The organism is Aeromonas sp. R10-2, from assembly GCF_040908445.1.
Lineage (GTDB): Bacteria > Pseudomonadota > Gammaproteobacteria > Enterobacterales > Aeromonadaceae > Aeromonas > Aeromonas veronii.
The window spans coordinates 25,086-46,295 of sequence record NZ_JBFODS010000078.1 but is presented as its reverse complement, the minus strand read 5'-3'; the positions used below and the strand labels follow the sequence as shown (position 1 = coordinate 46,295).

At 56.3% G+C, this 21,210-nt stretch carries 19 protein-coding genes; 5 read left to right on the top strand and 14 right to left on the bottom strand.

Annotated features, from left to right (window positions below):
* Window positions 1-98: 98 nt before the first annotated feature.
* On the top strand, window positions 99-1,301 hold the full coding sequence (locus tag AB5Y97_RS15705) for an ISL3-like element ISAeme19 family transposase (protein WP_368157222.1): 1,203 nt from the start codon (window positions 99-101) through the stop codon (window positions 1,299-1,301).
* Between the two features lie 58 nt (window positions 1,302-1,359).
* Here the strand turns inward: AB5Y97_RS15705 and AB5Y97_RS15700 are convergent, their stop codons facing one another.
* The 4 genes from AB5Y97_RS15700 to AB5Y97_RS15685 all read right to left on the bottom strand — a co-directional run bounded on the left by AB5Y97_RS15700 (window position 1,360) and on the right by AB5Y97_RS15685 (window position 5,211).
* Window positions 1,360-1,608: a hypothetical protein gene (locus tag AB5Y97_RS15700; protein WP_167567170.1), complete on the bottom strand. Its 249-nt coding sequence runs from the start codon at window positions 1,606-1,608 to the stop codon at window positions 1,360-1,362.
* A gap of 286 nt (window positions 1,609-1,894) precedes the next feature.
* Window positions 1,895-2,212 (bottom strand): hypothetical protein, encoded by a 318-nt coding sequence (locus AB5Y97_RS15695; RefSeq protein WP_335861422.1) that lies wholly within the window; start codon window positions 2,210-2,212, stop codon window positions 1,895-1,897.
* A gap of 46 nt (window positions 2,213-2,258) precedes the next feature.
* Entirely contained in the window at window positions 2,259-4,490 is a 2,232-nt protein-coding gene (locus tag AB5Y97_RS15690; RefSeq protein ID WP_368158399.1) for a replication endonuclease, read from the bottom strand.
* 184 nt (window positions 4,491-4,674) lie between these two features.
* Window positions 4,675-5,211, bottom strand: a complete 537-nt coding sequence (locus AB5Y97_RS15685; RefSeq protein WP_368158397.1) for a hypothetical protein — start codon at window positions 5,209-5,211, stop codon at window positions 4,675-4,677.
* 133 nt (window positions 5,212-5,344) lie between these two features.
* On the opposite strand from AB5Y97_RS15685, the gene AB5Y97_RS15680 reads away from it, so the two are divergent.
* The 3 genes from AB5Y97_RS15680 (at window position 5,345) to fabA (ending at window position 8,401) form a co-directional block, all read left to right on the top strand.
* Window positions 5,345-5,707 carry a helix-turn-helix domain-containing protein gene (locus AB5Y97_RS15680; RefSeq protein ID WP_368158395.1) on the top strand — a complete coding sequence of 121 codons (363 nt, stop codon included), beginning with the start codon at window positions 5,345-5,347 and terminating at the stop codon, window positions 5,705-5,707.
* Window positions 5,708-5,786: 79 nt separating this feature from the next.
* Window positions 5,787-7,763: a Lon protease family protein gene (locus AB5Y97_RS15675; protein ID WP_139741226.1), complete on the top strand. Its 1,977-nt coding sequence runs from the start codon at window positions 5,787-5,789 to the stop codon at window positions 7,761-7,763.
* Between the two features lie 98 nt (window positions 7,764-7,861).
* Window positions 7,862-8,401, top strand: a complete 540-nt coding sequence (gene fabA / locus AB5Y97_RS15670; protein WP_196783564.1) for a 3-hydroxyacyl-[acyl-carrier-protein] dehydratase FabA — start codon at window positions 7,862-7,864, stop codon at window positions 8,399-8,401.
* Window positions 8,402-8,485: 84 nt separating this feature from the next.
* Here fabA and rmf read toward each other — a convergent pair whose 3' ends face one another.
* The 6 genes from rmf to AB5Y97_RS15640 form a co-directional block, all read right to left on the bottom strand.
* Window positions 8,486-8,662 carry a ribosome modulation factor gene (gene rmf / locus AB5Y97_RS15665; RefSeq protein WP_010674759.1) on the bottom strand — a complete coding sequence of 59 codons (177 nt, stop codon included), beginning with the start codon at window positions 8,660-8,662 and terminating at the stop codon, window positions 8,486-8,488.
* Window positions 8,663-8,823: 161 nt separating this feature from the next.
* Window positions 8,824-10,737 carry an ABC transporter ATP-binding protein gene (locus AB5Y97_RS15660; RefSeq protein ID WP_201946509.1) on the bottom strand — a complete coding sequence of 638 codons (1,914 nt, stop codon included), beginning with the start codon at window positions 10,735-10,737 and terminating at the stop codon, window positions 8,824-8,826.
* A gap of 73 nt (window positions 10,738-10,810) precedes the next feature.
* Window positions 10,811-11,041: a glutaredoxin family protein gene (locus tag AB5Y97_RS15655; protein ID WP_047435069.1), complete on the bottom strand. Its 231-nt coding sequence runs from the start codon at window positions 11,039-11,041 to the stop codon at window positions 10,811-10,813.
* A complete protein-coding gene (gene rlmKL / locus AB5Y97_RS15650; RefSeq protein WP_201946510.1) occupies window positions 11,041-13,218 on the bottom strand; it encodes a bifunctional 23S rRNA (guanine(2069)-N(7))-methyltransferase RlmK/23S rRNA (guanine(2445)-N(2))-methyltransferase RlmL in 2,178 nt (725 codons plus the stop codon). The genes AB5Y97_RS15655 and rlmKL overlap by 1 nt, the downstream gene beginning before the upstream one ends.
* A 139-nt stretch (window positions 13,219-13,357) precedes the next feature.
* Entirely contained in the window at window positions 13,358-13,483 is a 126-nt protein-coding gene (gene ykgO / locus AB5Y97_RS15645; RefSeq protein WP_005336596.1) for a type B 50S ribosomal protein L36, read from the bottom strand.
* Window positions 13,484-13,747: a type B 50S ribosomal protein L31 gene (locus tag AB5Y97_RS15640; protein ID WP_005336598.1), complete on the bottom strand. Its 264-nt coding sequence runs from the start codon at window positions 13,745-13,747 to the stop codon at window positions 13,484-13,486.
* Between the two features lie 156 nt (window positions 13,748-13,903).
* Here AB5Y97_RS15640 and AB5Y97_RS15635 point away from each other — a divergent pair, with 156 nt between their 5' ends.
* A complete protein-coding gene (locus AB5Y97_RS15635) occupies window positions 13,904-14,140 on the top strand; it encodes a hypothetical protein (RefSeq protein WP_234920540.1) in 237 nt (78 codons plus the stop codon).
* Here AB5Y97_RS15635 and AB5Y97_RS15630 read toward each other — a convergent pair.
* From AB5Y97_RS15630 to AB5Y97_RS15615, 4 genes are all read right to left on the bottom strand, one after another.
* Entirely contained in the window at window positions 14,128-14,664 is a 537-nt protein-coding gene (locus AB5Y97_RS15630) for a cell division protein ZapC (RefSeq protein WP_005345444.1), read from the bottom strand. The two genes, AB5Y97_RS15635 and AB5Y97_RS15630, sit on opposite strands and share 13 nt — an antisense overlap.
* Window positions 14,665-14,754: 90 nt before the next feature.
* A complete protein-coding gene (gene pyrD, locus AB5Y97_RS15625; RefSeq protein ID WP_005336601.1) occupies window positions 14,755-15,765 on the bottom strand; it encodes a quinone-dependent dihydroorotate dehydrogenase in 1,011 nt (336 codons plus the stop codon).
* Between the two features lie 77 nt (window positions 15,766-15,842).
* The gene (locus AB5Y97_RS15620; RefSeq protein ID WP_201946514.1) at window positions 15,843-20,681 is read right to left on the bottom strand and encodes an NAD-glutamate dehydrogenase; all 4,839 of its coding nucleotides are present in this window, start codon (window positions 20,679-20,681) and stop codon (window positions 15,843-15,845) included.
* Window positions 20,682-20,959: 278 nt separating this feature from the next.
* Window positions 20,960-21,181 (bottom strand): DUF2835 family protein, encoded by a 222-nt coding sequence (locus tag AB5Y97_RS15615; RefSeq protein ID WP_201946516.1) that lies wholly within the window; start codon window positions 21,179-21,181, stop codon window positions 20,960-20,962.
* Between the last annotated feature and the right edge of the window lie 29 nt (window positions 21,182-21,210).

Genomic DNA, 21,210 nt, shown 5'->3' with positions numbered 1-21,210 from the left:
GGTTCTTCGCGGGATCTTGGGGAAGTGGAAGTTGACAGACAGGGTGCTGGTAAACTGGCTGTCTCCAAACACACCACCACCATCACCCTGCTGTCGCCGTGCATCATATTGATATTGCCTCCTTCTGGCCAGGTTATACCGTCATCGCCCAAGCGCTTTCTGCCAACCATCACACCCTGTTTACCCTTGAGCCTCGCGCCGACCTGTTGCCCCGTTGTCGCCGATGCCTGCAACCCACGCCATTGATCCACGACCAACGTATCCGCCGGGTGCGTGAGCGAGACCTATTTGACCGACAAGTCTGGTTACAACTGCCTGTTCGCCGCGTCGACTGTCTGCGCTGTGGTCGCGTCAGTGAACATATCGACTGGCTCCCCTCTGGCTCCCGCCTCACCCGGCGCATGCAGTGCTGGATTGAAGCGCTCGTTCAGTACCTCCCCATCCGCCATGTCAGCCAGCTCACCGGGGTCGGTTGGCACACCATCAAGGAGATCGACAAGCGCCGTTTGCAGACCAGTGTGGGCACCATCGAACTTGGGGAGGTGCGGCGGCTGGTGATGGATGAGTTTGCCCTGCACAAGGGACACCGCTATGCCACCGTGATCATGGATGCCGAGCGAATCCGCGTCCTGTGGGTGGGGCACGGCAACAGCCGGGCCGCTATCCGTCCCTTCTTCGAGCAGCTCGGCGAGCGATGCCAGCAGATTGAAGCGGTGGCGATGGACATGAACACGGCGTTCGACCTGGAGGTGAAGCAACACTGCCCGCAGGCGGAGGTGGTCTACGACCTGTTCCACGTGGTGGCTCGCTATGGCCGAGAGGTGGTGGACCGGGTGCGAGTGGAGCAGGCGAATGCACTGAAAAGCGATAAACCGGCGCGAAAAGTGGTCAAAAGTGCGCGTTGGTTGCTGCTACGTAATCGGGCGAAGTTGAGTGAAAAACAGGATGTGAAGTTGCAGGAGCTGTTGGCGGCGAATCAACCGCTGGCGATGGTGTACGTGCTGAAAGAGGGGTTGAAGGGCATCTGGTATGCGCCGAGCGTGTGGGAAGGATGGCGACGATGGCGGAGCTGGATGCGGCAGGTGAAGGAAAGCGGGCTAGCGCCGCTGCAACGATTTGGTCGAAATTTATCGAAATATATGCGGGGGATCCTGGCGAGTGCAAACTACCCGATGCACACGAGTGTGCTGGAAGGGGTGAACAACAAGATCAAAGTGATAAAGCGCATGGCATATGGATTTAGGGACTCAGAATACTTTTTTCTGAAAATCAAGGCGGCCTTCCCCGGAAAGCCGCGATGAACCTGAAAAAAGGGGGGCAGAGCCCCCCGATAGTACAGGGGCAGAGCCCCGCCAGTGATTAACCCTGAGCACCTTTGCGGACGAAAGTCTGCAAGAGGCCAAAGCCGATGGACAGGGAAAGCACTACGGCCATGACCGCGAAGCCTGCACCAGAGGCGGTGCCAGCGTCAGCGAGGACGCTTTCTTTGACGGTGGTGACAGTGGCAGCATCCAGAGCGCCAGCAGCAGAGGCAGCGGAGGAAGCAACAACAGAGCCAGCAACCAGAACCGGAGCGGCGTACTTACGAACCATATTACGAATTTTCATGATCATTTCCTTTTGATTAATGTTTACGCTTTTCAATACAGCTCAACCTTGAATTGCGTTTACGGTTTTCAATTGCCCCGAGAGGCCTTCTCAAATATCTGGCGGGTGTGTCGGAACACCGTGCCAGAGCCATAGCCAACGAGCCAAACAAGGAACCCGCCAGCAATAAACATTTCAATACCTGGCTCTATCACCGTTGATTCCCTCCCATGAACCCAATGGCGTAGAGCAGCATGTAGGCGGCAGCAACGATCAGTTGGGAGTAGTCAGGTAGGGCGTCCATGGATTACGCCTTAGCGTTCTGGACGCTTGCGGGCAGGTCTACCAGACGGAACCCGTTAAACTGGCGGTGGCGGCCATTGTCGTCACCGAACGAGCCGTTCCGGTATTCGACCATAAATTCGGTCGGGCCTTTGCCAGCGATGGTTTTCAACATGCCGTGATAGCCGGCTGTAACCTGCTCTTCGGTAATGGCCACATCAATGATCTGGCTAGGGTCAGTGGTGAGCAACTTCACGGTGCCAGTAGTGACCTTGCGCCCGTCACGGTCTTTTGTGGCGGTGGTGATATCGGTGCCTGAGAGTATCTGAGCGATGATTTTCATTTTTTAAGCCTTCTGTGAGTTGGTGGTTGCTTGGTGCTTAGGGCAGTTATTGACACGGGTCCAAGGGAACTGACGGCCAGACTGGACAGGAGTCGCCAGCGCTGCGCGCTGCCCACTCCTGCCAGTCGGCCCAGTCCAGAGCGATAAGGTGGTTGTTGTCGAGGTCTTCGAGAAGCTTCTCGCGTCCCTGCTCATACAGTTCGTCAGCCATGTGCAGGTATTCGCCTGTCTCGGTGGCGGTGATGAAGTAGTCACGCACCTGCTCAATGAGTTTTTTCTTCTGGGTTTCCCACGCTTCCAGCGACTTGATTTGGTAACGCTTGGGGCGGGTGGCGATGTGAATCTGATTGAAGATCAAGCCGTCAACGGTGGTCTTTGCAGGGTCGCCGTATTGAGTCAGGCGGCCTTCAGGACTAACGCGCAGCTCGAAATCAGTGGCGTTCTCGTGGTACGGGCGATCCATTCTTCCAGCATTGAGGCGGATAAAAGCCTTAGGGGTGGAGTAAGAAGGCCGCAGGGCCTGCTTGTCACGGGAGCAGAAGATGCCGCCCATCGCGACACAGAAAGCGTCCCAGTTGCCTTCGTCAGCAGCACGGCGGCAAGAGTCCAACAGCAGCCAATCGCCTTGAGTGAGGGTTTCAAATCCGGGCATGTCGTAATCCTGATTAGCCATCCGGCGCAGTTCGCGCCAGGCGGTTACTGTTGGGCCGCCGATCTGTTGGAACTGGCGGATGTTGTTGGCGCTCTTCCATGCAAGGACGCGCTGGACAGTGGTAAGGGCAGAGGTTCCGGTCTCGAAGTCTTCGCCAACGGCGAAACCATCAACGTTTTTTGCGATGTATTTGGAGCAGTAGCCCACAGCAGAGCCGCGCTTGAGAGATAACGGCTTGCAGGTAAAGCGGTGTTTGCTGGCGCCCGCCTCATTGGGGGAGTCCTTGAAGCACTCTTTCCGGCAGATAGAGCGGTACTCATTGGCGCGTTTGTAGGGCACGAAGATGATGCAATGCCAGTGAGGCGTACCGTCTGCATGGGGCTCGGCAAATCGAAATCCGTATACAGAAATGGGCTCACGGGGGGCCTTTTCGGTGCCCTTGTCAGCACAGCGGCGACCAATGTTGCGCCATACGCCGTTGAGGTAGTCCTGACCGTCTTTGACAGTAGGGCGGCCCGCTGAAATCCAGTTGGGGTTAGTCTTGCCGCCGCTGGTCGGATGGAAGCGGGAAGGGCAGGTGATGGTGAGGAACAAGGCGGCGTGGCGCTCCTGCTTGGCGATGGTCTCGAAACCTTTGAGGCGGGTCATCAGCTCGGCGCGTTGTACCTCTGGATTAGAGACCGAAGCGTCTATGGCATCTATAAGCTTGATACCATCCATAGGATCAGCAGCACTGACAGCAGCAAGACCTGAAAGAGTGAGTCGATTCTTGCGACTACGATGAATCCGGCGAGAAACAAGGTAATCAGGTGAATAGGGCTGTGAGTGTTTGTTAACAACTCCAGCAACGCGGGAAGCGTCGAAGAGTCGACGAGCTGAGGCGCGACGAATAGCCCTAACCAGATAAGCAGGTTCAGACCAACGATTGAGCCAATGATTAGGGCGAGCAACTTCGGGCTCTTCAAATTGGTAATCAAATTCGGGATCACGAAGGTCATAACTTTCGAGAAGCGCTCTGGCTTGACAGAAAGCGGCATATTCCTCTTCGTCTCCATCAAAATAATCCTTACGCAGGGTCAACACATGTTTAGCCAGGCGCTCGGCGAATGCCTCGAATCCCTCATCGTCAGAGGTGAGATTGAGGATTCCGCAATCGCCGGAAATGTTCATCAGGTCGAAAAGCCCTTTGATGCGCTGATTCGCTTCGAGCAAACCAGCGTACTCAAGGGCTTGGGAGTAGGCAGAACGGAACCACGGAAGGAGGTAGTGATTGCGCACGGTCATATCATGGCGGTGCTGGCAATGCTCGGGGGCGTTGATGTCGCCATACTTGAGCAGGGCTTTATCATCCAGATAGGCAAAGGAGCCAACGCGAACAAAATGGCGAGGCTGATCAGCGAAACGGGGCTTGGTGTGAATGGCGTTGTACTGGTCGGAGTAAGCCCGATGCAGTATCGAGACATCATCATCAAAGGGCAGGCCGAGAGTCTGCAAGTGGTCAAGGTACTCGGCAGGGGTTGCCTGCTCGGCGTCATCTGCCAGCAGGGCAGGGGACGAAAGCAGGGTGAAAGGTGCCTTCACTTTGTCAGGAAAATCGAGCAGACGGCGAACGGTATAGCCAATCATTTGGAAGCACTCCGACAAGTTGCACGAGAGCAAGTAAGCTCACCGGATGGATTACTCAGAAAGCAACGCGGGCAATAAAGAGCCGGATTCAAGTTGCTGGCACGTTGCATACGGAGAGCAAGTAGACGATTGCGACCGGAGTTATAACGGGCAACACGTTGAGCAATAGTTTCGAGAGACATGGTTAGACCTCCCACTCACCAGCGAGGCGAAGTTCATCCTCACGGCGCTGATACATATTCCGGTCATCAAAACCGATGTCGTATTTGGGGGCAGGCTTGGGGGAGGGGGCAGCGGTCTTTTTGCCGCATACCCAATCACCAGCCGCAGGGGAATAGACCTGTGGAGCAAGGCAGCCATAAGCCGAATCGAAACGGGATTTGCCACACTTGGGACAAACAGGGTCAGCCTTGGGAGCAGAATCGGCACCGTCACAAAGCACGTCACGGTTAATTCCGGCATTTTTGGCGCTGTACGGGAAACGGGCAGCAAGCTTGTTCACATGGGCAAGACGGGACTCAATGGATGAATAGTCATCAGCGGTGGTGCCGATAACCCCATTTATCGGCGCAACGGCGGGCAGCTCGTCAGACCATTCGGGGTCAAGTTGAATGTCACCTTCCAGAATCAGCAGGTCAGAACAAGCGGAGCAACCTTCGCCGCCGCAATGCTGGCAAACGTGGTAAATCGGGGTTTGTTGCTGTAGGGTCTGCGCTTCCATTTCGTCCCTCACTCAGTCAAATGCTTGCTTGATTGGTGCGAGTTAAATACGGTTGCGATGGCAAAGCAAGCGGGAATCTGAATGCTTTACAGGTTATATTTGGTGCGAATCTAAACAGACGAGGAACAACAAAATGGACTCTAAAACGCTGTTGGAAGCCTACATGAGGCACAAAAACATGACTCAGTTTAAAGAAGCCGCCGCAGAGCTTGGTTTCACCAACCAATACATATCTGAAATTAAGCTTGGGAAGTCGCAATTCACTGATGAGACTGCAATTAGGATGGCGAACGAAATAGGAATAGACCCAGCGGAAGTTATGATTTCACTGACAGCGGTAAGAGCGAAGGATCCGAACGTAAAAGCGGCTTGGTACGATGCCCTAAAAAAATACTTGGCAAGCACGGGGGCCGCGCTGGCCGTGGCTTGCGTAATGGTGGGAAGCGCTAATTTAGAGCCTGTGAACACTGCGCATAATGTATATTATGTTAAATAAGATATCTTGTTTCCTGTCACCACTAATTGAACTGTGTATAATGGCAACAATTGATCCTATCTTCGACCGGATGTCTTAAGTGGCTGAATTAACATCAGAACAATTAAAACCCGCTTTTGCGATTGAACAGTTCCCCAAGCTCAGCGAGCTTGAACCTATCCCCTTTGCTGCGCTGCAACCCAGAGCCATTTCCGGCATCAAACGCCTGGCCAGTTTTGATGGTGACTGTCCAGTTATGCTGCTCAACGGATTCCCCGGCGCAGATTACGAAGGCGTTTGCCAAACGTTGATTGCCGACTCCCATGGCAAGGATGGTGACCTGTTTGATCTCTGCTACACCGAGAATCTGAACAACCCCTACAAGCCTATCTGGCTGCGCCTGCAACCGGGCACCGGCGTCGAGTTTTGCGAAATGGTTGGCGAGCTGCTCAAGCTGTTGAGCCACCATCTCGATGCCGAACGCATCGTGACCCGCATCATGCGCAAGCAGAACAATGATCCGAAAATCGATGATTTCCTCTCCGATCTGGCGGCTCACGTGGCATTGGGTCTGGAGTTCCAGCACCCCATTCTGATCAACCTGCTGATCCACCACGAAGCGCAGGAAGCGCCGGTGATTTATGGCCGTGATCTCAACTGGGATACCCTGTTTGGCTCCATCAATTACCAGACAGAGCAAGGCTCTGTCTATGCCAACCAGCACCTGTTGGAGCCTGGCTTGCTACGCGAAGCCAACGGCGGCTACCTCATTTTGCAACTGGACGAGCTGCTGGATCAGCCGCACCTCTGGTTCAAACTGAAAAATGCCATGCAAAAAGGCGAGCTGGACTGGAACGCCTATCAGGAAGGGAAAACTCTGACCCCCTTCTTCGCGCCTGAAGCGACCCCCATCAAGCTCAAGCTGATCCTGGTGGGTGACCGACTCGATGTGGCCGAGTTCCAGATGCTGGATCGGGATATGTCCGAGCGCATCTTCCTGCGCGCTGATCTGGTATCAGAGGTGAATATTGAAGAGGATCTGCAGGAATTTCTGCAGTACCTGGCCTGGCTGCGCCAGCGCTGGAGCCTGCTGGACTTCACGCCAGCCGCCCTCGCCGCCCTTTGTCGTCATGCCAGCCGCCTCTGTGACCATCAGGAGTGGTTGTCGCTCTCCGAAGTGCAACTCTCCGCCATCATGCGGATGGCTGACAGTGTGGCCCGGGAGCTGGAATCTGATGTGGTCACCGACGAGCATATCCGCGGCGCACTGGAGGAGCAGGATTACCGCCTCAACTATCTGGTTGAGCAGTCCGATCAGGGGGTTATAGACGGCCAGATCCTGCTGCAAACCGATGGCGAAGAGATTGGCCAGATCAACGGCCTGTCTGTCATTCAGGTCTCCGGTCACCCTTATGACTTCGGCGAGCCGGTGCGCCTCACCGCGACCGTACACCTTGGTGATGGCGATGTGGCGGATATCGAGCGCAAAGCGGAGCTGGCCGGTCATATCCACGCCAAGGCGATGATGATTATCCACGGCTATCTCTCCAACAAATTTGGTGCAGAGAACCCCTCCCCCCTGTCGGCGAATCTGGTGTTTGAGCAGTCTTACCACGAAATTGACGGTGACAGCGCCTCCCTGACCGGCCTGTGTGCCCTGCTCTCTGCCCTCGCCCGCCAGCCTATCTATCAGCACTTCGCCGTGACCGGTGCGGTCGATCAGTTTGGCAATGTGCAGGCCGTTGGCGGCGTGAACGAGAAGATTGAAGGCTTCTTCCGGGTGTGCAAAATCCACGGCATCACCGGCAAGCAAGGGATCATTTTGCCGGGCACCAACATCCAGCAGCTGAACCTCTCTGACGAGGTGATTGCGGCGGTTGACGCGGGCCAGTTCCACATCCACCCGGTGGATCATGTGGAAGAGGCCATCGAGTTGCTCACTGGCTGTGTCGCCGGTGAGCCTGATATGCCCGATACCCTGTTTGGCCGTATTCAGGAGCGGTTGGACGAGTTGAACGGCTCCACTGCCAAAGTCGGACTGCTGCAATCCCTACTGGGGCGCCTGTTTGGCCGCTGATGAAGTGATCGGAGTTGTTTAGCGAACAACTGTAAGCTAAATTGGCCCGGCTTTGACCCATTTGAAGGAAATACCGCGTGACCGTAGACAATACCACCATGGAAGCCCGCCTTTCCCTGTGTGAACAGGGCAAGAACTCTTTTACCCGTGAAGAGCTGCTGGCTTGCAGCCGTGGCGAACTGTTTGGTGAGGGTAACAGTCAGCTGCCTGCCCCCAACATGTTGATGATGGACCGCATCGTCAAGATCAATGACAACGGCGGCGAACACGGCAAGGGCGAGATCCTGGCTGAGCTCGACATTACTCCGGATCTCTGGTTCTTCGATTGCCACTTCCCGGGTGATCCTGTGATGCCTGGCTGTCTCGGTCTGGACGCCATGTGGCAGCTGGTTGGCTTCTTCCTTGGCTGGAAAGGTGGCCCCGGCAAGGGTCGTGCTCTGGGCGTAGGTGAAGTGAAATTCACCGGTCAGATCCTGCCGACTGCCAAGAAAGTGACCTACAAGATCACCTTCAAGCGCGTCATCAACCGCAAGCTGGTGATGGGGATTGCTGATGGTGTGGTCGAAGTTGACGGCCGTCCGATCTACAGCGCCACCGACCTGAAAGTGGGCCTGTTCAAAGATACCACCGCATTCTGATCTCTCTGATTGGTGGTAAAACAGCATTAACGCAAAGGGGCCACAACGGCCCCTTTCCTTTTGTAATGAGTGATGAAGTACCTGCTACTTCATGAAGAGGCCTGAGCCCCGCCCTTCCATGGCGTCACGCCAACCACCAAGCCAATGCCCTCTGGCATCCAGGCATTGATACGGACACGCTTCTTTCTGTTTGCCGACCACGCCAGCCTGATAACCACGAGCACGAGCTCTTTCCAGACGGTCCCGCTTCTGTCTCTTCATCATCTACGACCCTCTTCGTGGAACAAAAAAAGCGACCAATTCTGCATCGGTCGCTTTCATCTTTACTCCTGCGAGCGCACTGGGTCAAACAAAAACTTCCACCCTAACCGGGCTATGTGACACAAGGCACTGAACTGGATTAAGTTTTCATTACAGGGAACTTACTCCTGATTTTTGAGTCCTTCCAGCTCTTCCCAGCGAGCAAATGCCTGCTCCAGCGCGGCTTCAGCGGCATTGAGCGCATCGAGTTTCGGCTGGGTTTTATCTGCCGGCAACGAGAAGAAACCGGGCTGGTTGATTTCGCTTTGCAGCTCATCCAACTCGGCTTCCAGCTGTTCGAGACGAGCGGGCAACCCTTCCAGTTCAAGCTGCAGCTTGTAGGAGAGCTTCTTGCTTTTCTTCGGCGCTTCTTGCGCGGTGGCAACGACCGGCTCGGGCGTCTTGACCGGTGCACTCCTGGCCTGTTGCTGGGCATTCTGCTGTTCGCGGGTCGCCATCATATCGGCGTAACCACCCACGTAATCGCTGATGCGGCCATCCCCTTCAAACAGCCAGCAGCCGGTCACTGTGTTATCGATGAAGCGACGATCGTGACTGACCAGCAGCAGGGTGCCGGGGTAGTCGGAAAGCAGCTCTTCCAGCAGCTCCAGGGTTTCCACATCCAGATCGTTGGTCGGTTCATCGAGGATCAGCAGGTTGCTGGGCTTGAGGAACAGCTTGGCCAGCAGCAGCCGGTTCTTCTCGCCACCGGAGAGCGCCTTGACCGGCGTACGGGCCCGCTTGGGCTCGAACAGGAAGTCCTGCAGGTAACCGAGGATATGACGGGAGCGGCCACGCACCATCACCTCCTGCTTGCCCTCCCCGACGTTGTCCACCACTGTCTGCTCGGGGTCGAGCTGCTCGCGGTACTGATCGAAGTAGGCCACCTCCAGATTGGTGCCCCCCTTGACGGTGCCACGGGTTGGCTCAAGCTGACCCAGCAACAGCTTGATCAGGGTCGATTTACCGCAACCATTGGGGCCGACCAGCGCAATCTTGTCACCGCGCAGCACTTGCAGATCGAGCCCCTTGAACAGGGTGCGATCGCCAAAGTCCAGCCCAAGCCCTTCGGTCTCGAACACCAGCTTGCCGGAGCGATTTACCTCGTCCAGTTGCAGCTTGGCCTTGCCCTGCAACTCGCGACGCTGGGAGCGCTCCATCCGCATCGCCTCAAGGGCGCGCACCCGGCCTTCGTTACGGGTACGGCGAGCCTTGATACCCTGACGAACCCATACCTCTTCCTGGGCCAACTTGCGGTCGAACTCGGCATTTTTCAGCTCTTCGACCCGCAGCCACTCCTCTTTCCCCTGCAGGTACTCGTCATAGTTGCCAGGCCAGGAGGTGATGGCGCCGCGATCCAGATCGATGATCCGGGTCGCCAGCTTGTGGATGAACTCCCGATCGTGAGAGATAAAGACGATGGCGCCGCGAAAATCCTTGAGGAAATCTTCCAGCCAGTTGATGGCTTCGATATCCAGGTGGTTGGTCGGCTCATCGAGCAGCAGCAAGTCGGGATCGCAAGCCAGCGCACGGGCCAGCGCCACTTTGCGCAGCCAGCCGCCGGAGAGGCTGTCGAGGGTCACGTCAGGATCCAGCCCCAGCAGGGTCAACACCTGACTGATGCGGGTCTCGAACTGCCAACCGTTCTGATAGTCGAGCTGCTCTTGCAACTCGCTCATCTTGCGAATGTTGGCATCTGACGGATCGCTCGCCAGCTCCATGGAGATATGGTGGTACTGCTTGAGCAGCTCCCCTACCCCCGCCAGTCCTTCGGCGGCATAGTCAAACACCGTCAGCTCGCTGGAGGCCGGTGGATCCTGCTCAAGGCGGGTTACTTTCAAATCTTGTTGCAGCACTAGGCGGCCGTCGTCCAGCGGCAATTCACTGGCAATAACCTTCATCAGGGTGGACTTGCCCGCCCCGTTGCGGCCAACCAGACAGAGGCGCTCGCCCCGCTCGATGGTCAATTCGGCATTGTCGAGCAGCGGGAAATCACTGAACGACAGACATGCGCCGTGCAATGTTAAAAGAGCCATGTGTGTTCCTTATTTCATATGAAAAAAACGGGCAGCAGACTGGGTCTGCCCCCGTTTTATCGTCAAATCACTCTCACCCCTGACGGGCGGCCCAGCTTTTGAGCTCGACCAGTGTGAAGGGCCAGCCGAGCTCGCGGCCTGCTTCGTCACGCAGCACCGGAATGCGCACCCGATAGGCTGCCAACCACTGCTCATCGTCCATGATGTCGCACTGGCGGGTGGCGGCGGCAAGGCCGGCCTCCTCCACCAGCGCCCAGGCCTGCTCGCACAGGTGGCAACCGTCGGTATGAAACAGGGTCAGCATCACGCCTCGCCTTGCTCCGGCGCATGGGTGATGATCCAGCAGTTATGGATATGCTGGTTGCGCTCGAAATCCTTCGGTCGCGTCTTCTGGGTGATGTTCTGGGCCTTGAGACCAGTGGCCTCGAGACCGGCCAGATCCATCTTGAAGTGACGCTTGTTGTTGGAGAACACCAGAGTGCCGTCCGCCGCCAGCAGGCGCTTCAGGTGCTGCATCAGCAACAGGTGATCGCGCTGTACGTCGAAGCTCTCGTCCATCCGCTTGGAGTTGGAGAAGGTGGGCGGATCGATGAAGATGAGGTCGTACTGCTCATCGGCTTCAGACAACCACTTCAGGCAATCTGCCTGGACAAACTTGTGCTGACGGCCCACCAGCGAGTTGAGACGCATGTTGTCCTGCGCCCAGTTCAGGTAGGTGTGGGACATGTCCACTGTGGTGGTCTCGCTGGCACCGCCAAGACCTGCGTGCACGGTGGCACTGCCGGTATAGGCAAACAGGTTCAGGAAGCGCTTGCCCTTGGCCATCTGACCCAGCATGCGGCGAGTCTGACGATGGTCGAGGAACAGGCCGGTATCCAGATAGTCGTAGAGGTTGACCCACAGCCTGGCACCGTACTCCTGCACTTCCATCCGGTGCTGCTCTTCGGAGAGCTTCTGATACTGCTGTTTGCCTTCCTGACGCTCGCGCACCTTCAGGATCACCTTCTCGCCGTCCATGCCGGTCACCTTGATGGCGGCCTGAACCATGTCGAGCAGACGCTGACGGGTCTTCTGGGCGGGGATGTCCTTGGGCGCGGCATACTCTTGCACCACCAGATAGTCCTGATAGCGGTCGATGGCGGCGTTGTATTCCGGCAAATCGGCATCATAGAGGCGATAGCAATCGATGCCCTCTTTGTTGGCCCACTTCTCGAGGGTTTTCAGATTCTTGCGCAGACGGTTGGCAAAGTCCTGCGCCACCTCTTTTTGCGAGGCGACGGCATCGAGCGCGATCTGGTAGTTACGCAGCTGACACTCAAGGGCACCGTTGAACAGGCGATATTGCTTGTCGGCGCGCAGGCGCAGACAGCTGAGCAGCTCGGGTGATGCGGACAGAATGGAGACTCTCCACCCCTGGAAGCTGCGACGCAGGGCATCGCCGAGGGCTTGATGCACTTCCAGCAGGGCCGGAAATTCGCCGAGACGTTCGCCGTAGGGCGGGTTGGAGATCAGCATACCGACCTGACGGGCATCCCCTTCCACAGCTGGCATCGGCAGCGGATTTTCCAGCTTGGTGACATCGGCCTGCTTGAAGGTGATGAGGTGAGCGACACCCGCTGCTTTGGCGTTGTCACGGGCTTTGAGCAGCACGCGCGAATCGGCGTCACAACCAAACAGTTTCACCTCGCAGCGCTGCATGCCACGTTTGGCACGTACTTGTGCTTCCATCATCAGGCTTTGCCACAGCTCGCTATCATGCTGCAGCCAGCGATCAAAACCGAAGCGCTCGCGGCGCAGGGCCGGAGCCATGTCGGCAGCGATAAAGGCCGCTTCAATCAGCAGTGTACCGGAACCGCACATCGGGTCCATCATGGGCTCACCGGCCCAACCGCTACGGGCAATCATGGCGCAGGCCAGGTTCTCTTTGAGCGGAGCTTCACCGGTGCCCTGACGATAGAAACGCTGATGCAACGCCGGGCCTGACAAGTCCAGCGTGATATTGGCCTTGCCTTTGCCCAAGTGCGCCATGATGCGAATATCCGGCGACTTCTTGTCTACGTCCGGACGCACGTGACCGCGCTTGGTGAAGCGGTCGACGATGGCATCCTTGATCTTCAGCGCGCCATATTGGGTATTGCGAATGGCAGGGTTGGTACCGGTAAAGTCCACCGCGATGGTAGAGGTACCGGAGAAGTGCTCTTCCCAGGGGATTGTGTGGGCGCCCAGATAGAGATCCAGATCGTCGTTCATCTGGAATTCAGACAGCACCAGCACGATGCGGGAGGCAAAACGGCTCCACAGGCAGGCCTTGTAGCCAATCGCCAGTTCGCCTTTGAAGTGGACGCCAGCCACGGTCTCACGGACCTGCTCTGCGCCCAGGGTGGTCAGCTCGTCGGCCAACAGGTTTTCCAGCCCCTTGGGGCAGGTTGCAAAAAATTCTTTCATCACGCTCACGGGGAACCCATAAAAATAGTGCCGCATTATACCTCATCAGGCGGGCTGGAGCATGCAAAAGTCGGCGCAAACAGGAGGATGGAAACAGATTGATAGGCGGCGAAAAGGTAAAAGGCCCCATGACTACCCGATGGCGAGATCATGGGGCCAGACATCATTTAGCGGATCACTTCATACGAGCCTTGAAACGGGGATTGCTTTTGCAAATCACGAACAATTTGCCGCGGCGGCGCACCAACTGACAATCGGGATGGCGCGCCCGTGCGGATTTGAGTGAACAGACGACCTGCATTCAGGACTCCTTCTTGCTTGAAAATGCGCCAAAGCGCTTGTTGAAACGGGCCACACTCCCCTCACTAGAAACCTGCTTCTGCTTGCCGGTATAGAACGAGTGCGACTGACTGGAAACATCGAGCGATACATAGGGATACTCCTTCCCGTCTTGCCACGTGTAGCGGCGATCGCTCTTGATGGTTGAACCGACCAGGAAAAAGGCATCTGCCGCAGTGTCATGGAACAGCACCAAACGATAATCAGGATGAATATGAGGCTTCATGGCAACTCCATTTTGTTATGTTATAACACAATGTAAGTGAGAATAGCTCTCGTTTCAAGCATAAAATGTCGTATGAAGAAAATCGCAGCAGTGAGTGATGTGTTGATAGCGAGGTGGAGGCACTACGCAAGCAGAACGAAACAAGAGGGAGACACCATGCTTGCAGCACGGAATACCAAGATACTGCGTGGGTCAGAACACAAGGTGCAAGTGGATGTAACAAGCCTCAAGAGAGGCCGAGCCACAACCATGAAGATCAATGAGAATGGGCAAGATGTTAGCGGATCAATGAAGTATCAGAAACGAAGCGCGATTGAGGTGACAACAGTAAAAACAAGCAGCGGTGTAATCACAGAGATAAAACAATTGATGAAAAGATATCAACTGACCTGACGATATTGCTCGGTCACGGTAATACGCGGTTTCATCCGGTTATTCATCACCTTGATCACCCCGAAACGCGGCAAGGTTTTACTGGTGGTCAATACCAGATCGGCAGTGAGGTTCAAACAGACGCTAGCCTGATCCCCTGCCTCAATGACCATAAATTCGCCGTTACCATGGGGTGTATTCATCAGGACCAGATCACCATTTTGCGGGATCACTTGCGGATGCTGTTCACTAAAAAACCAGCTTTGCGGCATCAGTGGTTTATAAAAGCGACTGACCGCGATGGCATTAAGCACCAACTGAACCTGATGAGGAATACTCCACTCAAGTTCGGCTGCTTTATCCATCAACTGGTAATAGAGGGCGGCATCATCGACGCAAAAAGGCTGGGTTGCAAACGAGCTGGGCACCAATTGTCGCCCTTTATACTCGGTCGCAAATAACATGTTATCAGACAGGTCCAACATCAGACGGTCACTCTGGGCATCATAGTGCCATTGCCAGCTATCGGTCGGTTGGATAAACATGTTGGAGCCCTTACTTGATAATTACCAGTTGACTTTATTCCATATGCAGGAAATCAGCAACGTCAAATAAAGGGCTCCGCCATCTATTTCTTAAATATTGGTCACAATCTCTTTGACCAGCCCCGGCCCTTTATAAATAAAGCCGCTATAAATTTGTACCAGACTGGCACCGGCGGCCAATTTTTCACGGGCGGCCATGGCACTATCAATACCACCCACCCCGATAATTGGCAGAGCACCATTGAGCGCCTTGGCCAGATGACGGATCACCTCGGTACTCTTATGCTGCAGCGGACGACCACTCAGGCCACCCGCTTCACCGGCGTGGGGCATGTCATAAATCATCTCGCGCTCGAGGGTGGTATTGGTGGCAATAACCCCATCAATACCATTCCGTACCAACGAAGCGGCCACCTGATCTATTTCTTCAAGGCTTAAATCCGGGGCAATTTTAACCGCCAGCGGCACATACTTTTTATATTGGGCGGCCAGCTCTTGCTGACGCACCTTGAGGGCGGCCAGCAATTCATCCAGCGCCTCGCCATATTGCAGCGAACGCAAACCCGGGGTGTTGGGGGAAGAGATATTGACGGCAATATAACCGGCATGATCATAAACCTTGTCCATGCAGATCAGGTAATCATCCTTTCCCTGTTCGATGGGAGTGTCTTTGTTCTTGCCGATATTAATGCCGATGACCCCCTGATATTTGGCCTCTTTTACCTTGGCCACCAGATGATCAACCCCTTTGTTGTTGAATCCCATCCGGTTGATGATCCCCTCTGCCGGAATAACCCGGAACAAACGGGGCTTGTCATTGCCGCTTTGGGGTCTGGGGGTGACGGTACCGACCTCGATAAAGCCAAATCCCATGGCGCCCAGCGCGTCAATGCACTCACCATCTTTATCCAGACCGGCCGCCAACCCCACCGGATTGGCAAAAGAAAGCCCCATGACAGTGACGGGGCGTTTCGGCAAATTCTGGCGGAAGAAACAATCGAGTGGCGTACCGAGAAGGCGGGGCAAATATTTCATGGAGAGATCGTGAGCCTGTTCCGGATTGAGTTTGAACAGGAAATGCCTGGCGATGGGGTACAACATCTTTGCTCCTTAAAGAAAGCCCCGGCAACTGGCCGGGGCTTTGGGTGTAATGTCGGTGTCATGCCTTAATCTGGCAATTAAAGTGCCCGACAATTCAACTGGAGCAGGTTCAACTCTCGCAAGGCCACCGAGAACTTGGCGAACTCGTGAGTACTGGTGGTCTTGAAGTCGGCCAACATGTGGGTCCAACGGGACAAGAGTTGCTCATGCTCCGAAATCCAGTCGGCCAGTATGGTAGCGCATTCTCCCTGATCTTTGCACCCTTCCAGTACAACAGAAGTGAGACTGCGTTGCTGCCAGTCAAGATCTTCGCGGAAGGAGGCTCGCGCCATCGCCTGCCAGTGGTTGCCGACCGGCTGATGGTTGATCTGGTCGAGGAACCAGTGCAGATCCAATTTGGCACCGAGGCGATAGTAAACATTGGCGGCGCGCAGGATATCGGTCTTGTGCTCCGCGGCAATCTGCGCCAGATCCAGGCTGGAGAAGAGGCTGCTCATATGGGCGACCTGACGGGCAATGGCCTCCGGCACCTGTTTCTCCATCCACTTGGCAACAGCCTGACGATGCTCGGCCACTTCGCTCTCATCCATCACCTCGTAGAGGTGCTTCCCTAAGGTCTCGAACGCCGGACGGAAGAAGGCGATGTTCTCGCTGATACTCCAGCTGCGATTGCGGGCACGCAGGAACCAGCGGGTGGCTCGACGCACAATGCGGCGGCTGTAGAACATCAGCTCGAGCTGAGTCTGGGCATCAACCAGGTTGTCGCACCCTTCGATATCGCGCCACAGCTGGTTCATGCCAAACACTTCGCGGGCCATGGCAAAGCAGCAGGCCACTTCGGCGACCGAGGCACCGGTCTCGTCCTTCATCCGGCTGGCGAAGTTGAGCCCCATGTCGTTAACCAGCATGTTGGCCACCCGGGTAGCGATGATCTCGCCGCGTAGCGGGTGATCGGCCAGCTGGGCACCAAACTGCTGCTGCACCTTGGCCGGGAAGCTGGTGACCAGCATGTTGGCGAGGAAGGGCTCGTCGGTCACTTCCGGGCAGTTGAGCTGCTCTTTCAGCACCATCTTGCCGTAGGCCACCAGCACCGCCAGTTCGGGGCGGGTCAGTCCCTGCCCTGCCGCCATCCGTTCGGAGAGCTCCTCGTCAGAGGGGAGGGACTCCAGCGCACGATCGAGCTTGCCTTCCCGCTCCAGTCCCTGAATAAAGCGCTGCTGCTCTTTGAGTTGTTCAGAGCCGCGGAAGCTGGTGACCGAGATGGACTGAGACTGGCGATAGGCGTTGGTGATCACGATCTGCGCCACATCGTCGGTCATCTCGTAGAGCATCTGGTTACGTTGCTTGAGGGTCAGATCACCTGCCGCCACCAATTGGTTCAGCAGGATCTTGATGTTCACCTCATTGTCGGAGCAATCCACCCCCCCCACGTTGTCGGTAAAATCGGTATTGATGCGACCGCCCTGACTGGCGTACTCCACCCGACCAAGCTGGGTAAAGCCCAGGTTGCCCCCTTCACCCACGATACGTGCCCGCAAATCGCGACCATTGACCCGCAATGCGTCATTGCTGCGATCGCCCACTTCCCCATCGCTCTCGCGAGCGCTCTTCACATAGGTGCCGATGCCGCCGTTCCACAGCAGGTCGACATTGAGGCAAAGCAGTGCCTTGATCAGCTCGTTCGGCGCCATGCTGGCCTTGTCGGTGCCGAGCAGGGTCTGCATCTCGGGGCTCAGCTTGATGGACTTGGCCGAGCGCAGGAAGATGCCGCCCCCTTGTGATATCAGCTCGCGGTTGTAGTCATCCCAGCTGGAGCCCGGCAGATCGAACAGGCGCTGGCGCTCGACAAAACTCTTGGCCGCATCCGGAGTGGGGTCAACGAAGATGTGCATGTGGTTGAACGCGCCCACCAGCCGGGTGTGCTCGGAGAGCAGCATGCCGTTGCCGAACACGTCGCCGGCCATGTCCCCAATCCCCACGCAAGTGAAGTCGGTGGTCTGGCAGTTGACGCCAATTTCACGGAAGTGGCGCTTGACCGACTCCCAGGCACCGCGGGCGGTGATGCCCATCTTCTTGTGGTCGTAACCGACCGAGCCGCCGGAAGCGAATGCATCGCCGAGCCAGTGGCCGTATTCGAGGCTGATCTCGTTGGCAATATCTGAGAAGGTGGCAGTCCCCTTGTCGGCAGCAACCACCAGGTAGTAGTCATCCTCATCGTGGCGTACCACGGATTTGGGCGGGATCACCTCGCCGCCGATGATGTTGTCGGTCACATCGAGCAGGCCACGAATAAACAGGCGATAACAGGCCTTACCCTCCTCCTGGATGACGGCACGGGGCGCCCCCACCGGCATCTGTTTGCAGTAGAAACCGCCCTTGGCCCCCACCGGCACAATGACGGTGTTCTTCACCTGCTGGGCTTTCACCAGACCCAGCACTTCGGTGCGGAAGTCCTCTTTGCGATCGGACCAGCGCAGACCGCCACGAGCTACTTTGCCCCAGCGCAGATGTACCCCTTCCACTCGCGGCGAGTAGACGAAGATCTCGAATTTCGGCAGCGGCAGCGGCATGTCGGTGATACTGGAGGGGGCCAGTTTGAAGGAGATGTAGGGCTTGATGTTGCCCGCCTTGTCCAGCTGGTAGTAGTTGGTGCGCAAGGTAGCGTCGATCATCTCCACATAGCGGCGAATGATGCGATCGTCGTCCAGGTTGGCTACCTGATCCAGCTTGGTGGCAAGCTCCTCATGCAACTTGGCTTCTGCCTTGGCATGCTGCTTGCCAGCCGGGTCGAGGCGCTGCTCAAACAGGGTAAACAGCAGTTGGGCGATATCGGGATAACGGGTCAGAGTCTCTTCGATATAGGACTGGCTGAAGGAGACGCCAGTCTGGCGCATGTATTTGGCGTAAGCGCGCAGCACAGAGACCTGACGGCCAGTGAGACCCGCCCCCAATACCAGCCGGTTGAAGCCGTCATCTTCCAGCTGCTTGTTCCAGATAGCGGCAAACGCCTGCTGGAAGCGCTGCTGGCTCTGGGCCAGATCAAAGGGCTGCTCGCCATGCAGCAACATGGAGAAGTCGAGGATCCAGAACAGATCGCCCCCCGGAGTGCGAACCTGATACGGGGTCTCGCCGATCACCCGCAGTCCCATGTTCTCCAGCATCGGCAACACATCGGAGAGGTGAATGGGTTCGGTGCGATGGAACAGCTTGAGCCGTACCCGACGATCGTTCTCCTCCTCCTGCGCGCGGTAGAACAGCATACCCAGCGGCTCGGCTTCGCTCAGGTTATCGAGCGCCATGATGTCGGCCACGGCAGAGCCAGGCAGCACATCTTCCTTGTAAGCACGGGGGAAGGCGGTACTGAAACGGCGGCGCAGCTCGTTGCCACGGGCCTCGCCATAATGGGAGAGCAGCACGGAGTCGAGTCTGTCGTCCCAGCTGCGAGCCGCTTCAATCAGGTTGTTCTGTACTTCGTTCACATCCACATCCACGTTGTTGTTGTTGACCCGCACTATGTAGTGGGTCCGCGCCAGCACGCCTTCGGTGAAGTAGACGTTGAATTCCACCTCTTCGTTGCTGCCGAAATACTTCTGCAAAATTTGCTGGGTTTTGATCCGCAGCGCCGTGTTGTAGCGCTCCTTGGTGACATAGACCATGCAGGAGAAGAAACGACCATAGACATCCCGGCGCACGAACAGCCGCAGCATGTCCCGCTCCTGCATCTCCAGCACCCCAAGACCGGTGGCCAGCAGCTCCTCTTCACGGGCCTGGATCAGTTCGTCACGGGGATAGGTTTCCAACACGTTGAGCAGCGCCTTGTAGGCGTGGGAGCCCTTCTCGTGACCGGAGGCGGCCATGATGCGCTCGAGACGATGGCTGATGAGCGGGATCTGGGTCGCGCTGGTGTTGTAGATGGAAGAGGCGTAGAGGCCGATGAAGCGATCTTCCCCGATCACCTTGCCATGCTCGTCAAAGCGCTTGATGCCGATGTAATCCACATAAGCCGGACGGTGCACCCGGGACTTGCTGTTGGATTTGGTGAGGATCAGCAGGTCAGAACTCAGAGCGGCATGACGGGCGCTGGCAGGCATGTTGCCAAGGCGCTGGCCCACCTCCTTGATGGAGTTCTTCATCAGCCCCAGACTGGAGCTCGCCTGCGGCAGGATCTCGTGATCCCCCTCCACCGCCTTGACATCGTAACGACGATAGCCCATCAGGGTAAAGTTGTGGGCAGCTACCCATTTGAGGAAAGCAACGCAGGAGGCCACCTCCTCCTTGCTGACCGGGTGCTTGCGCTTGGGCAGTTCGTCGATGATCTCATTGAGCTTGGCCAGCATCGGTTGCCAGTCGCCGACTGCCAGTGCCACTTCACCGGCCACCGAGTTGAGCTCGGCAGCCAGCGCGGCCATCTGCTCCTCGCTGGTGAGGTGATCGATCTCGATAAGGAATGCCGTTTCAACCGAGGTCTGTCCGTCGGTGTTGTCGAGCTCCAGAATGGCGTCAATCTTGCCATCCGCTCCACGAATGAGGTGCAGCGGTTGGTGCAGCATCATGTGGGCGGTGATATTGAGCCGTTTAAGCGCCATCCGGATGGAGTCCACCAGGAAGGGGGAGTCCTGCAGGATAACCTCGACGATGGTATGGGGCGATTGCCAGCCGTGACGGGTCAGCTCGGGATTGTAGACCCGGATGTAGGGATCGGTACCGCTGCGCTGATTGAGGGCATTCCACAGGCTCAGGGCCGCGCCATAGAGATCGCTGTCATTGCGATCGTGCAGGTCGGAGCTCGCCATGTTGCCGTAGAACTTGGCAACGAAGCGCTCGACCAGAGAGGCACTTTTTTTGGGCAACTTCTGATGGATCAGGCTGAGAACGTTTTCGAGCAGAACTGAGGTAGGGGCGTCTTTCAATGCCATTTTTATATTCCTTATCGGACGACATTAACCACCGACGCAGAGGCAACCACCCTGGTTACCCGCTGGTGCAGAGTTGTTGCGAAGTGTAATGGCTTGGCTAAGGGAAGGCGAGGAAAGGTGCTAACGAGATGTTAAAAACAAGGTGCAGATCACGGCTTAAACTGTGAGAAATTTTGTAAAAAACCAAAAATACAGAAATTCCCACTACCTTTGTGCCAGTTTACCGGATAGATAGTGACATAAAGCAGATAAACAGTCGGTAATCTGTTCGATTTTTGTTAATTTATGCGTTCGAGGTTGATAAAGCGGTAATCGTCCTGGGTTTTGAGCCGAAAATAGCCATGCACACCATTGATGGCGACAAAGGGGCGTATTTTTTCTATGCCAAGTTCCAGGGTCAATCCCTGTTCGCTGCGCACCACCAGCCGTCTGGCATGGCCCTGATACATCAGCATCACCTCGTCACTGCTCAATGAGAGCCGAAAAGTAAACTGCTTCACGCTTGCTCCTGATCACACGACAAATCACA